Genomic DNA, 13,054 nt, shown 5'->3' on the forward strand with positions numbered 1-13,054 from the left:
ACAGCCGACCCTCTGAGATCCCGACGAGCAGACATCGCGCCGATGGCGGCCACCGCGAGGTGGCCGCCATCGGCGTCTGTCGTCGTCACCCAGGGGGGCGGTCACCGCCCTCACGGCCCGTGATATCCCTCACAATCCGGCGGCATCCCGGATGTCCCGGGCGAACGCGGCGACCCGGGTGTAGACGCCCGGTTTACCCGGCAGGGCACATCCGTCTCCCCACGAGACGATCCCGGCGACCCGACCGGCGACCAGAAGCGGGCCACCGCTGTCCGCACTGCACGCGTCCTTGCCCCCCTGCCGCTCACCCGCGCACACCATCGAGGCCGGTTCGTACGTCCCGTACCGCCCACCCGGGTACGCGGTCGCGCAGGTCGCGTCGGACACCAGCGGCACGGTGACCTGACGCAGTGTCGAGGAGTAGTCGCCGCGCCCCGTGGTGTCACCCCAGCCGAACACCGTCGACGCGGTGCCGCTCGCGTAAATGTCCGCGTCCTGTTCCACCATCGAGGCCAGGCCCGTACCGAGCGGCTCGGCGAGGGTGAGCACCGCCCAGTCGCCGGAGATCCGGCTCGGGTCGAAGTCGGGATTCACCTGGACCCGGCCGACCGCCACCTCCCGACCCTGGGTGCCGCGCAGGTCGGTCCGTCCCTGGATCACCTTCAGGTCCGGCCGGTCGTCCCGGTTGCCGTTGGCGTCGTACATGCAGTGCGCGGCGGTCAGCACCTTGGTGGGTGCGATCAGCGTGCCGCCGCAGAACTGCCCCGATCGCGCGGATCCGTACTCGGCTCGACTGGACAGGGCCACCGCCCACGGATACGTCGCGGTGTCCGCAGGGCTCCCACCGACCACCACGCGCGGCGGCCCCGAGGGGGTGGCGCCGATCAGGAGTGCCGCCGTCACGACCGTGACAAGCGCGACCATCGATCCTCGTGTGTACCGCCGGAATTTGCTGCGTCTGTTCCGCTCGGGCGCTCGCACCATCATGGGGAACCTCTCGCCGGCTACCGTCAGGTAGAAGCCGGTGCCCCAGCGTGGCGATCCGGAATCCTCGCTTTGGGCGAACGGGTGATTTCCTCGGCAGGCGCACACACGAAGGCCCCGGATGGTGTATCCGGGGCCGATGTTCGTTGCGGGCACGGCCGGGCCGCGCCCGCGGGCTCAGTCCAGGTAGTCGCGCAGCACCTGGGAGCGGGACGGGTGGCGCAGCTTCGACATGGTCTTCGACTCGATCTGGCGGATGCGCTCCCGGGTGACCCCGTAGACCTTGCCGATCTCGTCGAGCGTCTTGGGCTGACCGTCGGTGAGCCCGAAACGCATCGACACCACCCCCGCCTCACGCTCGGAGAGCGTGTCGAGCACCGAGTGCAACTGCTCCTGGAGCAGGGTGAAGCTGACCGCGTCGGCCGGCACGACCGCCTCGGAGTCCTCGATCAGGTCGCCGAACTCGCTGTCGCCGTCCTCGCCGAGGGGGGTGTGCAGGGAGATCGGCTCGCGGCCGTACTTCTGCACCTCGATGACCTTCTCGGGGGTCATGTCCAGTTCCTTGGCCAGCTCCTCCGGGGTGGGCTCGCGGCCCAGGTCCTGGAGCATCTGGCGCTGCACGCGGGCCAGCTTGTTGATCACCTCGACCATGTGGACCGGGATGCGGATGGTCCGCGCCTGGTCGGCCATGGCCCGGGTGATCGCCTGCCGGATCCACCAGGTCGCATAGGTGGAGAACTTGTAGCCCTTGGTGTAGTCGAACTTCTCGACCGCCCGGATCAGGCCCAGGTTGCCCTCCTGGATCAGGTCCAGGAAGAGCATGCCGCGGCCGGTGTAGCGCTTGGCCAGCGAGACCACCAGGCGCAGGTTGGCCTCCAGCAGGTGGTTCTTCGCCCGGCGGCCGTCCTCGGCGATGATCTCCAGCTCCATCCGGAGCCTGGGTGGCAGCTTGTCGCCGGAGCCGAGCTTGTCCTCGGCGAACAGGCCGGCCTCGATCCGCTTGGCGAGGTTGACCTCCTGCTCGGCGTTGAGCAGCGGGACCTTGCCGATCTGCTTGAGGTAGTCCTTGACCGGGTCGGCGGTGGCGCCGGCGGCGGCGACCTGCTGCGCGGGGGCATCGTCCTCGTCGTCGGAGAGGGTGAAGCCCTTGCTCTCCGGCTCGTCGGGCACCGCGTCCTCGACGACCGCCTCGGGGTCCTCGGGCAACTCCTCGGCCTCGGCGTCGGGTTCGCCCGTCTTGCCGGCGGTCTTCTTGGCGGCGACCTTCTTCGGCGCGGCCTTCTTGGCGGTGCCCGCGGCGGTGGTCTTCTTCGCGGCGCTCTTGCGCGGCGCGGCGCTCGTCGCGGGCGCGCCGGGCGCGGTGGGCGCGCCCGGGGCGGTCTCGGTCGCGGCGGTGCTCGGCGCGGCGTCGGCCTCGGGCGTCGCCGGCTCGGTCGCGGCGGGCACGGCGGTCACGGTGCGGTTGGAGACGACGGTCTTGGTCGCGGTCCGCTTGGCGGCGCTCTTGGCCGCCACACTCTTCCGGGTGCGCTTGGGCGCCGCCGAGTCCGCGGCACTGACCATGATGGTCACACCCTCCTGGTCGAGGACCTGGTTGAGGCTGCGCAGGACGTTCTTCCATTGAGTGGCCGGAATCTGGTCGGCCTCGAACGCCTGACGCACCTCGTCGCTGGCGATGTACCCCTGGGCCTCACCCCGCTCGATCAACGACTTCACGTTGAGGAATTCGGCGATCTCGGGCGGGAGCGAACGGGATGTGCTGGCCGACACGAACAACCTCTCGACGATCTGGACGGCGTCACGACCTGGTGGACAGGCAGGCGCCGCCAAGCGAACGACACTCGGGCGGACAGCGTGGTTCCGGCAAACCGTTGCGCTCCGATCAGCGCAGCGGCCTGTTCTGCTATTCCCGAACGGCTGCCACCTTCGTACTCATCGGGCCAGGCGGAGAAGTGTTACGCACCCGTTCGGTGGTGCAGCTCACACGGTTCCCTCTTGCGGCACGCGCCACACCCTGTGTGAGGGATCCGGTCACGCGTCACCGGTGATCCGTACCCCCAGGATGGTCACGTCGTCGTCTCGGTCCCGGTCTCCGAGCAGTCCTTCGAGGATGTCGGTCAACAGCGCCTCCAGGCCCTCGTTGGGTCCGCGGGCGATCTCCACGAGGTCGTCCAGGCCCTCGTCGAGGCCGCGACCGCGGGTCTCCACGAGGCCGTCCGAGAAGCCGATCAGGATGTCCCCCGGATCGAGTCGAATGGTGTGTTGCGTCCGCCGTTCCGCAACTCCCAGGGGGGTGGACTCCTCGCCGATCTCGACGAGTTTGGCCTTGCCGTCGGCCGAGACGAGCACCACCGGCAGGTGGCCCGCGTCGGCCAGGTCGAGCAGGCCGGTCGCGGGATCCACCACGGCGTAGACCAGAGTGGTCAGCGACTCGTCGTCCTCGGTCGCGGTGAACAGCCGGTCCAGGCCGGTGAGTACGGCGGCGGGCTCGGGGTCGGTGAAGGCGAGCGCGCGCAGGGCCGAGCGCACCCGGCCCATGCCGGCCGCCGCGGTCAGGCCCTTGCCGATCACGTCGCCGACCACGATCGCCACTCGCCCGTCCGGCAGTTGGAACACGTCGTACCAGTCGCCGCCGACCTCGAAGTCGGGTGCACCGGGCAGGTAGCGGAAGCCGAACTCGACGCCGTGCACCGCCGGCAGCCGCTCGGGCAGCAGGCTGCGCTGCAGCGCGACGGCGGTGCGGTGCTCGCGCTCGTACAGCCGTGAACGCTCGATGGCCAGCGCACACTGCCCCGCGAACGCCTCCAGGAAGATCCGGTCGTCCGGGTCGAACGCCCGTCCGTCGTCGAAGGTGTAGCGCAGCACGCCCAGCGGCGCCCCGGAGCCGACCAGCGGCAGGAGCACCCGGGAGGCGCCCGGGCCGTCGTTCGAGGTGTACCGCGCGATGCCGTCGGTCACCGCGGCCACCAGGTCCGCCGACCAGTGCGCGGGCAGGCCGCGCCGGCGGGTGACGGTGCGCTGCGCGGGCACGTTCGGCCACGGGTATACCGGCGCGGTCTCGTCCAGCAGATACGCCTGCGAGCACGCGGCGGCGATGCCGACGCCCAGTTCCTCGACCGCCTCCTCCACCTCGGGCACGCTGAGCGTGCCGGCGATCCGCGCGGTCATCGCCTGGAGCCGGGCGGTACGCCATTGGCTGGACCGCAGCAGTTCCACGCAGCGCCGCTGCTCGGTGATGTCGCGCACCACCAGCAGTACGCCGATCACCGGCCCCGCCTCGTCCCCCGCCTCGCGCACCGGCAACCACTGGGACTCGTAAGCGCGTTCGCGCTCGTCGGAGCGCGCCGTGCCGACCCGGTCGGCGGGCTCGTCGCGGTCGGAGCCGCGACTGGTGTGGGTCTCCACGTACGGCTCGCCGCAGGCCAGCACCCGGGAGAGGGTGGCCTCGATCCGGCGGGCGCGAGGGGGCGGATAGACCTCGTCGGGTCGTCGGTCGAGCAGGTCCTCGGCCGAGCGGCCGGCCAGTCGGGCGAGTGCGCCGCTGACCCGCCGACAATGCAGGCGCCGATCGTAGAACGCGAATGCCGTCGATCCCTGGCTGGTCAAGGTTGCCAGCAGTGCCGCGTCGATCCCGGCGAGCCGCTCGCATCCGACCTTGTCGTCGTTCATTGCCTCACAACCCCACCTGTTGGCAACTCCGGGCCGGCGAGTCAGGTATCGAGAGTACGCACGCGAACCTTCTCACCGGGAGTGATTGGCTTGAACTCTCCGTACGTCGGATAAGCGGGCGGGCTCGGACATACCCGCGCCCCTTCGTCGACCCGGGCGGCGGGTCGGCGAAGGGGCGACGCGTTCGTGTCCTCGCTCTCGCGTGGCACGGTCCCTCGACTGCGGGTCAGCCCTCGCGTGGGGCGGGGAACTGGCGGTCCACCTCGGGGTGTACGGCGAGCAGCGAACGCATGGCGACCTCGGCACTCTCGCCGTCGCCGGCGGCGACCGCGTCGACCAGGCGCGCGTGCAGCGCGACGGACGCCTCGGAGAGGTGCTCGCAGCCGGCCACGTGGCCTCCCGACACCTGGAGCGCGGCGGCCAGGATGCTCGCGAGGTGGTCGAGCATGCGGTTGCCCGCGACCTGGAGCAGCAGACCGTGGAACTCCGCGTCGGCGCGGCTGAAGGTCAGCGGGTCGGGCTGGGCGACGGCGCGCTGCATGATCTCCACGACGTCGCCGAGCCGGCGGACGATCTCCGGGTGGTTGCGGCACGCGGCCATGTGTGCGGCCAACGGCTCGATGCCCCAGCGCAGTTCGAAGAGTTCGCGACGCTGCGAGTCGCGCTGCGGGCCGCACGCGCGCCACTCGATCACGTCGGGGTCGAGCAGGTTCCAGTCGCTCACCGGGCGCACCCGGGTGCCGACGTTGGGCCGGGCGCTGACCAGGCCCTTGGCCTCCAGGACCCGGAGCGATTCGCGCACCACGGTCCGGGAGACCTCGAAGCGCTGGCCGATCTCCTCGGGCACCAGCGGACGTTCGGCGCCCACCTCGCCCGCGACGATCATCTGGCCGAGCTGCTGGACGAGTTGGCCGTGCAGGCCGCGGCCTCGGCCGACGCCCGGTTTGCGCACGGCGCGTGCCGGTTCGAGGTCGGGTCCGTCCCACACGTACGGCCGGCGGGACATCGGGTCGGTGCCGGCGGCGCCCGGCTCGCCGGCGCGGAACGCGTCGGCCGATCCGCTCGCCGGGGCGTGGGTCATTGTCTGATGGGCAGCGATACTCACGCTCTCCATCTCGGCCTCGAACGGGTCCGGCTTGAGCAGCAAACCCGCTCTCGGCTGAAAAACACACGAAAGGGTGATCTACCTTGCGGGTCGATCGTCCGAAAGTGTGACGTCGATCGAAACCGGCTCAGGCCCGGCGGCGGACGAAGGTGATCATGGCGAGCACGGTGAGCACGAGCGTGATCGCGGCCAACACGGAGCCGGCCACCACCGGCGCGAGTTTGCCGTCGCCGACGACGAGCATGCGATCGGCGGCGCGGAACGGAAGGTAACGCACCAGGTCTCGGTGCGCCGGCGGGACACCGGCCGAAATCGCCGCCGCGATCAGGCGTTCGGCGCCGGCGGGCAGCGCCGCGGCGGCGATCGCGATCAGCGCCGCGCCTCGGGACAGGGTGCCGATCGCCAGGCCGAGTACGGCGGCGAGCAGCACGTAGGCGACGAAGCCGGCCAGGATCCGGGTCGCCGGGGCCTCGATCGCCGCGGTGTCGGGGAAGGTCGGGCCGAAGACGACACGGGCCGTGCCCACGCTCGCGGCCACCGCCAGGACGGCGACCAGGACGGCCGCGAACGCGGTGCCGACCAGCTTGGCCAGGTAGACCCGCCCACGCCGGGGCAACGCGAGCAGCAGGGCGGGCAGCGCGTCCCGGCGTTGCTCGCGCGCACAGGCGAGGGCGGTCAGCAGCATGATCGCGGGGATCAGCGCGGGAGTGCGGCCGGGGCCGGCGGTGACCAGGTGGGCCACCTCGGCGGAATCGATCGGGGCCGCGCCGGCCTGGCGGGCCGCCACCCAGCCGGCGCCGGCGGCGAGCGCGAGCAGGCCCAGCAGGCCCCACCAGGTCGTGCGCAGGCTGCGGGCCCGCACGAATTCGTATGCGATCGCGCTCATGCGCTTCTCACCTCGTCGGTCTGCCGGGTGCGTTCGGTGGAACGCCAGGTGCGGGCGAATCGGCGCCTCGGCGGCAGCGCGGCGGGCGTCGCGTTCGGGTTCGGGTTCGGGTTCCGCGCGGCGGTGGTGTCGGCGCCGGCCTCGGCGGCCGGGTGCGCGGCGCGGGGCGTCTCGCGGCCGGCGGCCGGATCGGCGTGCGTCTCGACGATCCGGTGCGGCTCGGGCGCGGCGATCGAGGCGGTGTCGCGGGTCGCCGGCGCGGATCCCGGTTCGACCGGCTGCGGGGTCTGCGCTCGCGGCCGGGCCGCGGGTTGCTCGGACTCGGCGTGCGGGTCGGGCCCGGGGGCGCGATCGTGCCCGGTCCCGAGCACGGTCGCCGACGTCGCGCCGGCCGGCGCCGCGGCCGGTGCCGTCGCGGGGTCGGGCCCGGTCGAGGATTCGGCCGTGAACCCGGTGGCGAATTCGGTCGTGAACTCGGCTCCGAACCCGACGAGTTCCTCGGTGGGCCGGTTGGTCGACCCGAGCCCGGCCGACCCCTCGTCGGGGGCGTCCTCGTCCATCGCGACCTGGGGGCGCTCGCGGCGCACGGTGATCACATCGGTGAACGCGTCGCCGACTCCGGGCTCGCGTTCGGCCAACTCGTGCAGCAGAATCCCGCCGCGGAAGGCGATCTCGCCGACCCTGGCCCGGTCGGCGCCGGTCACGACGAGCGTGGTGCCGCCGGAGCGGGCGGCGTGCACGCCCTCGGCCCGCAACAGCGCGGACAGCCGGGCCACCTGCGGAGTGCGCACCGATACCCCGGCCCGCACCCCGCGGCGCAGGAAGTCGAGCGCCGATTCGTCCGCGACCAGGCGACCCCGACTGATCACCAGGACCCGATCCGCGCAATTCGCGGTCTCGGCCAGGATGTGTCCGGCGACCAGCACCGTACGGCCGTCGGCCGCGAAGGCGCGCAGGAAGTCGCGCAGCCAGCGCACGCCCTGCGGATCCAGGCCGGTCGCGGGTTCGTCCAGCACCAGCGTGCCCGGATCGCCGAGCAGCGCGCCGGCCAGCCCGAGTCGGCCCAACGCGCCCGCGGACAGCACCCGGACCCGGGCGCCCGCCACCGGGGTCAACCCGACCAGGTCGAGCACCTCGTTCACCCGGCGGTTCGGGATTCCGCCGGCCGCCGCGAGCATCCGCAGGTGCGCCCGCACCCGTCGCCCCGGATGTGCGCCGGTGGCGCCGACACAGGCACCGACCTCGGCACCGGGTCGGCGCAGCCGCCGGTAGCGTCGGCCGTCGTACAGCGTCTCGCCCCCGCCGCGCTCCAGGTCGAGCATCAGCCGCAGGGCGGTCGACTTGCCCGCGCCGTTGGGCCCGAGCAGAGCCGTGACCTTGCCGGGGAGCACATCGAAGGACAGGTCGTCGACGGCCACGATGCCGCCGTATCTCTTGGTCAGCCCGCGTGTCTGGATCATCGCCGTCGCTCCTCGCCACTCCGGATACGGGAGATCTATGAATCTTTGGCAACATACCGGCGAAAAGATAATTTTCCCGGCATTTGACGTCGTATCGGCGAGCTGTGGAAAAGGCCGCCGAACCTGGACAGGCCGCCGGTTCCTGGAGGATCATCGAAATACCGCCGCGTACCGCCTCTGGAGGTCGCCATGTCTCTTCCCGATCCGGGTGTCCTGGAGGCCGTGCGCCGCAGGCGGGGCGACCTCGACGACGCGTTGTTGATCGTCCGTGACGGTTTGGTCGCCGGGCCGCCGGGGCCGCGCCGGCTGGCCGCGTTGTGCGCGGGGTTGCGGCAGTTGCGGGCGGATCTGTACGAACATGTCGTGGCCACCGAGGGACCCGACGGTCTCTACGACGAGGTGCGCCGGGCGGATCCCAGGTTCGAACCCGCGGTGTGTCGGCTGCGGGGTGAACACGCCCGGCTCGGCCTGCTGCTGGACGACGTCCTGGCGGGCATCGCGCACGGACCGCAGGGCATCGCCGGGTGGCCGGCGCTGCGACCGCGCGTGCTGGAACTGCTCACGCTGGTGGGTCACCACCGCAGCCGGGACGCGCAACTCGCCTACGACGCGGGCGGGCTCGATCTGGGTGGCCAGGGCTGACGGGTCGCGGGCACGCGGGACACGGCAAGCGGGCGGGCTTCACCCGAGCCGGGTCGGTCAGGGTTCGGGGCGCAACATCGGCGGGTTGAGCTTCTCCGCCGAGCCGCGCCGAAAGAGCTGGGCCGGCCGGCCGCCCTGTCGGGTGGTGGTGCCGCCGGTGGGCACCAGGAAGTCGGGCGTGCCGGTGACCTTGCGGTGGAAGTTGCGCGGGTCCAGGGCCACGCCCCACACCGCCTCGTAGACCCGGCGCAGCTCGCCGACGGTGAACTCCTCGGGGCAGAACGCGGCGGCGAGCGAGGAGTATTCGATCTTCGAGCGGGCGCGCTCGACGCCGTCCTCCAGGATGCGTCCGTGGTCGAAGGCGAGTCGGCTGTTGTCGCCGAGCAGTTCGCCGACCGAGGACCAGCGCGCCCCGGCCGCGTCGCCGCCGGGGCGCGGCGCGGGCAGGTCCGGGGCCAGGACCAGATAGGCCACGCTGACCACCCGCATCCGGGGGTCGCGGCCGGGGTCGCCGAAGGTGGCGAGTTGTTCCAGGTGCACCGGCAGCCGGTCCAGGCCGGTCTCCTCGGCGAGTTCGCGCGCCGCGGCGGCCTCCAGGCCCTCGCCCTCGCGCACGAAGCCGCCGGGCAACGCCCAGGCGCCCTGGAACGGCGGTTCGCCCCGGCGGATGGTCAAGGCGCTCAGAGCGTGCTCGCGCACCGTGAGGACGACAAGATCCACGGTGACTCCGAAGGGCGGAAAGAGCGAGGTCTCGGAGCGTGGCATGGGGCGATCCTAGTGCCCGGAGGGCACTAGCTGTCTGGCTGACGATAAAACGGATTGCGATCGGTGGGCATACCCCGTGCACGCGGGTGGTGGCGTCGCGTCACCGGGCGCCGGGTTCAGATCGCGAGCTGGATGCCCTTCGCCGCCTCCTCCACGATCGCCTGGCCGGCCCGGTTGACCCGGACCGTGAACGGCTCGCCGGCCACGCACAGGTCGCGCAGTTCGAGTTCGCCGATGTCCAGCGGGCCGGGCGGGCGCACGGTGACCCGTCCGGCCGGCACGTCGGGCCGAATGCCGGCGAGCGCGACCAGGACCGGCAGGATCGCCCCGGCGGCGCGGGCGAACGGGCGGCAGGCCAGCGGATGGGCCACCGGGGCGTGGCCTTGCGCGCGTTGTTCGCCCGCGTGCATCTCCGGCAATCGGTACTGGAACCACGGTGCGGCGTGTAACAACCCGGCGAACAACTGCTGTGCGGCGTCGAGATGGCCCGCTTCGGCGAGTCCGGCGGCGGCCACGCAGGTGTCGTGGGCGCGCACCACGCCGCCTCGGGCGGCGAGCGGGTGGTAGCCAGGAAGCCGGGTCGAGGTGCCGCGCAGCCCCCAGCCGCAGTCCAGGTCGGGCGCGGTCAACCGGCGGGCCACCGCCCGATTTCCGGTGTCGTCCAGGATGCCGCTGCCGGGCAGGTGCGCCATCGCGGACGAGGCCACGGTGATCGGCCGACCGGCCGGGTCGAGCGCCGCCGCGTAGTACTCCCCCGCGGCGTCCTCGGCGCGAAACGCCCGGCGGAAGGCGACGCCGAGTTGCTCGGCGCGCTCCCGCAGGGCGTCCGCGCCCGGCAGACCGTGCGCGTCCAGCAACGCCGCGCCGTGCCGCGCGGCCTGGTAGGTCTGCGCCTGGAGTTCGCACGGCGCCGGCCCTTCGGGGCCGAGCCGGACGAAGTCGCCGGGCCGCTCGCCGAGCGTTCGGGACAGGTGTCCCAGCGCCCGGCCGAGCGCGGGCAACAACGGGCCGGCCTCGGCGGCGGGCAGCCCCCAGCGCCAGGCTTCGCCGAACAGCGTGACGAACAGCGCGGTCGAGCCCGCGCAGTCGTAGCGGGCCGGTTCGCCGGCCCGGCCCAGCGTGTGCGGGATCCGCCCGGGGTCCTCGCCGCGCGGCCGCACCCGCACGCCCTGACGGGCGGCGAGCAACCGCAGTACACCGCTCGCGAATCGGGTGCCCAGCGGCAGCAACATCCGGGCGGTCCACAACGCGTCGCGCCCGGTGGGGGCCAGTTGCCACGGCGCGCCGGCTGCGGGCAGCGGCGCGGTCGGCAGGTCGGGATCGGGGACCACCAACAGTGCGCGCAGGTCGCGCAGTCCCTGGTCGAGGCAGCCGGCGACCCGCACGTCGTCGCAGCGCACCCGGGGCTGCGTCCAGGGCGGCCGACCGGAGAAGGCGCGCGGGCCGGGTCGGCCGGAAGCCGGCTCGGCGACCACGCGCAGTTCGACCGACCACGAGCGGGCCGGCTCCAGGTCGACGTCCCAGCGCAGCGTCGCGGTGGCGGCCAGCGCGGTGTTCGGTGCGGGCTCGGCGCTCACCCGCACGCTCGTACCGTCCGGTGCGCTCCAGCCCAGACCCGCCGCGGCGACCCGGGCCCGCAACTCGGTCGGCCGGTGTCCGGCCCGTAACGCGTCGAGCGGGATCAGGTCGGCGCCCAGGGCGAGTTCGATCGGCAGCCGCAGCGCCCGGCGGCCGGTGTTGCGCAGTACGAGGCGCTCCCGACCGGCGGCGTGCCGGGTGCGCTCGATCACCAGGCCGGGGTCGGGGGTGCCGTCTGCGGCGAATCGGCGCATCGCGAGGTAGCGCACGGCGTCGGCCGCGACCACGTGTCCGGACAGCGGCTCGGGCTCGGTACCGCCGATGGTCAGCACGATGCGCGAGAGGGTGCGCCGCCCGTCGTGGTAGACGCCCTGGACGCCGTGCCCGCGCAGTTGCCCGTCCAGCCCACCGATCACCATGCCGGGCGCGTCCACGCAGACGAGCGCCTCGTGCGCGAGGGGATGTGGGATCGTGCTCACGGTCACCGCTCTCGTCTCCCGCTTCTCGTGGGCCGCTGCTCGTGGACCCGACACGGGCGAATCGCCGCCCCGCGTCGGAGCCGGCGGCGATCCCGCCGGCGGTCCGCCCCGCCGTCGACCGTGCGTCGCCGTGTGGCCCCCGGCCCCCCAACGGTCACGGAGCCCGGTTGGTCACGGCATCGCGGAAGATCCGTCGGCGCACCTCGGCCGCGCTCAGCGGGCTGTTGATCGCCGAGTGCAGCAGTCGCGCCATCGTGTATCCGGTGTCGGCCCGCAACGCCCGGGTCACCGCGACCCGGGCCAACACGCCGTCGCCGATCGTCCAGGCCGCCCACGCGGCGAGGGTGAGCGGTGGCGCGGAGGCGGGGGCGAAGGCTCGGCGGGCCAGCGCGGTCCACAGCGCGAGCAGGGCCACGTCGTCGGCGCCGCCCGGTTGTTCGTCGTGCCAGGCCATCACATCGTCGCGCACCCGGGCGTCGCCCAACCCGAGCACCAGGCGCGCCGCCTCGGCCGGTTCGATCGTGGTGTCGCCGGCCCGGAACCTGGCCCGGTGACCGGCCAGCGCGGTCAGCGTGCGCCGCGCCGCGAACTCTTCCGGCCGGGCCCGCACACTTTCGTACGCCCGCAACATCAGTTCGCGCATCGCGTACTCCGGCGGCCGGAAGCGGCGCACCAACTCGGCCAACGACATCGGCTCCGGCAGGCCCGCCCAGACCGCCGTCGCGGCGACGGTCGAGCTGCGTTCGGTACGCAGCAGGGTGCCCTCGGTCGGGCAACACCGGTCGTCGGCGCAGCCGTAGGACCACCAGCGCTCGGTACTCACGCAGACCGCCTCGCGCACCTCGATCGTGTGCGCCGCACACGCGTGGGCGATCGCCGCGTGCAACGGCCGCAGCCGCTCGACGGCCGCCGACCCGACCTCCACCGCCGGCCCTCCCGCAGCAGCCTCGGCGCCGTCGGGATACATCGCCACGGCCACGCCGCGCGCGCCGGCGCGCACCAGCAGTCGGGCGAAGTGCCGGGCGGCGGGCTCGAAATCGGCCGGCGGCGGCAGGTCGTGCCGCAACACCGGGCCGACCCGGCTGCGCTCGCCCGGCAGGATGCCCAACAGCACCACGCTGTCGGTGGGCCGCACGCCGATCAGGTACGGCACGGCCTCCACCAGATCGGCGGGCGAGCGCACCCGCAGCACGGACTGCGGGGACATCGCCACGAACGGGGTGCGGTCGAAACCATCGGTGTCGTTCATGGGGCGAGCGTGCGCCCGCTCGCGATCCGAGCCCGGCACCCGGGGGCGACCTGTGCACAACTCGGCTCTTGTTGACGCGTACCTCGACAACTCGTTCGATCACCTCCGCGTCGATCGGCCGGGCGCCCACCCGAGGCGGGCGACCGGCGCCCCACCCCGGACGCGTCGGCGCACCCCGCGAAGCCGACACGTTTGTCCACAAACCACCCGGACCTCCTTTTCGCAATGTCGCCGGCG

10 protein-coding genes are annotated in these 13,054 nt (G+C 73.0%); 1 reads left to right on the top strand and 9 read right to left on the bottom strand.

What is annotated here, in order from left to right:
* Nucleotides 1–129: 129 nt before the first annotated feature.
* The 6 genes from ACH4U8_RS02150 to ACH4U8_RS02175 form a co-directional block, all read right to left on the bottom strand.
* Complete coding sequence (locus tag ACH4U8_RS02150; protein ID WP_360312861.1) at nt 130–924, bottom strand: serine protease; 795 nt, start codon at nt 922–924, stop codon at nt 130–132.
* Nucleotides 925–1,161: 237 nt separating this feature from the next.
* On the bottom strand, nt 1,162–2,760 hold the full coding sequence (locus ACH4U8_RS02155; RefSeq protein ID WP_395775574.1) for an RNA polymerase sigma factor: 1,599 nt from the start codon (nt 2,758–2,760) through the stop codon (nt 1,162–1,164).
* 255 nt (nt 2,761–3,015) lie between these two features.
* Entirely contained in the window at nt 3,016–4,653 is a 1,638-nt protein-coding gene (locus ACH4U8_RS02160; protein ID WP_360312857.1) for a SpoIIE family protein phosphatase, read from the bottom strand.
* Nucleotides 4,654–4,879: 226 nt separating this feature from the next.
* A complete protein-coding gene (locus ACH4U8_RS02165; protein WP_395775575.1) occupies nt 4,880–5,734 on the bottom strand; it encodes a FadR/GntR family transcriptional regulator in 855 nt (284 codons plus the stop codon).
* Nucleotides 5,735–5,885: 151 nt separating this feature from the next.
* The gene (locus tag ACH4U8_RS02170) at nt 5,886–6,644 is read right to left on the bottom strand and encodes an ABC transporter permease (protein ID WP_395775576.1); all 759 of its coding nucleotides are present in this window, start codon (nt 6,642–6,644) and stop codon (nt 5,886–5,888) included.
* Nucleotides 6,641–8,104, bottom strand: coding sequence for an ATP-binding cassette domain-containing protein (locus ACH4U8_RS02175; protein WP_395775577.1), 1,464 nt, complete (start codon nt 8,102–8,104; stop codon nt 6,641–6,643). The genes ACH4U8_RS02170 and ACH4U8_RS02175 overlap by 4 nt, the downstream gene beginning before the upstream one ends.
* 189 nt (nt 8,105–8,293) lie before the next feature.
* Between ACH4U8_RS02175 and ACH4U8_RS02180 the strand changes: the two genes are divergently transcribed.
* Nucleotides 8,294–8,746: a hypothetical protein gene (locus ACH4U8_RS02180; protein WP_395775578.1), complete on the top strand. Its 453-nt coding sequence runs from the start codon at nt 8,294–8,296 to the stop codon at nt 8,744–8,746.
* Between the two features lie 57 nt (nt 8,747–8,803).
* On the opposite strand, the gene ACH4U8_RS02185 is transcribed toward ACH4U8_RS02180, so the two are convergent.
* From ACH4U8_RS02185 to ACH4U8_RS02195, 3 genes are all read right to left on the bottom strand, one after another.
* Complete coding sequence (locus ACH4U8_RS02185) at nt 8,804–9,511, bottom strand: NUDIX domain-containing protein (protein WP_360312847.1); 708 nt, start codon at nt 9,509–9,511, stop codon at nt 8,804–8,806.
* 116 nt (nt 9,512–9,627) lie between these two features.
* Nucleotides 9,628–11,568, bottom strand: a complete 1,941-nt coding sequence (locus tag ACH4U8_RS02190; protein WP_395775579.1) for a glycogen debranching N-terminal domain-containing protein — start codon at nt 11,566–11,568, stop codon at nt 9,628–9,630.
* 154 nt (nt 11,569–11,722) lie between these two features.
* Nucleotides 11,723–12,817, bottom strand: a complete 1,095-nt coding sequence (locus ACH4U8_RS02195) for a DUF4192 domain-containing protein (RefSeq protein ID WP_360312844.1) — start codon at nt 12,815–12,817, stop codon at nt 11,723–11,725.
* Between the last annotated feature and the right edge of the window lie 237 nt (nt 12,818–13,054).

The organism is Embleya sp. NPDC020886 (assembly GCF_044333915.1).
GTDB lineage: Bacteria > Actinomycetota > Actinomycetes > Streptomycetales > Streptomycetaceae > Embleya.

What these genes read in the sequence shown, in the direction of transcription:
- ACH4U8_RS02150 (WP_360312861.1), bottom strand. Translation starts at nt 924, where the DNA reads ATGGTCGCGCTTGTCACGGTCGTGACGGCGGCACTCCTGATCGGCGCC.
- ACH4U8_RS02160 (WP_360312857.1), bottom strand. Translation starts at nt 4,653, where the DNA reads ATGAACGACGACAAGGTCGGATGCGAGCGGCTCGCCGGGATCGACGCG.
- ACH4U8_RS02165 (WP_395775575.1), bottom strand. Translation starts at nt 5,734, where the DNA reads ATGACCCACGCCCCGGCGAGCGGATCGGCCGACGCGTTCCGCGCCGGC.
- ACH4U8_RS02170 (WP_395775576.1), bottom strand. Translation starts at nt 6,644, where the DNA reads ATGAGCGCGATCGCATACGAATTCGTGCGGGCCCGCAGCCTGCGCACG.
- ACH4U8_RS02175 (WP_395775577.1), bottom strand. Translation starts at nt 8,104, where the DNA reads ATGATCCAGACACGCGGGCTGACCAAGAGATACGGCGGCATCGTGGCC.
- ACH4U8_RS02180 (WP_395775578.1), top strand. Translation starts at nt 8,294, where the DNA reads ATGTCTCTTCCCGATCCGGGTGTCCTGGAGGCCGTGCGCCGCAGGCGG.
- ACH4U8_RS02185 (WP_360312847.1), bottom strand. Translation starts at nt 9,511, where the DNA reads ATGCCACGCTCCGAGACCTCGCTCTTTCCGCCCTTCGGAGTCACCGTG.
- ACH4U8_RS02195 (WP_360312844.1), bottom strand. Translation starts at nt 12,817, where the DNA reads ATGAACGACACCGATGGTTTCGACCGCACCCCGTTCGTGGCGATGTCC.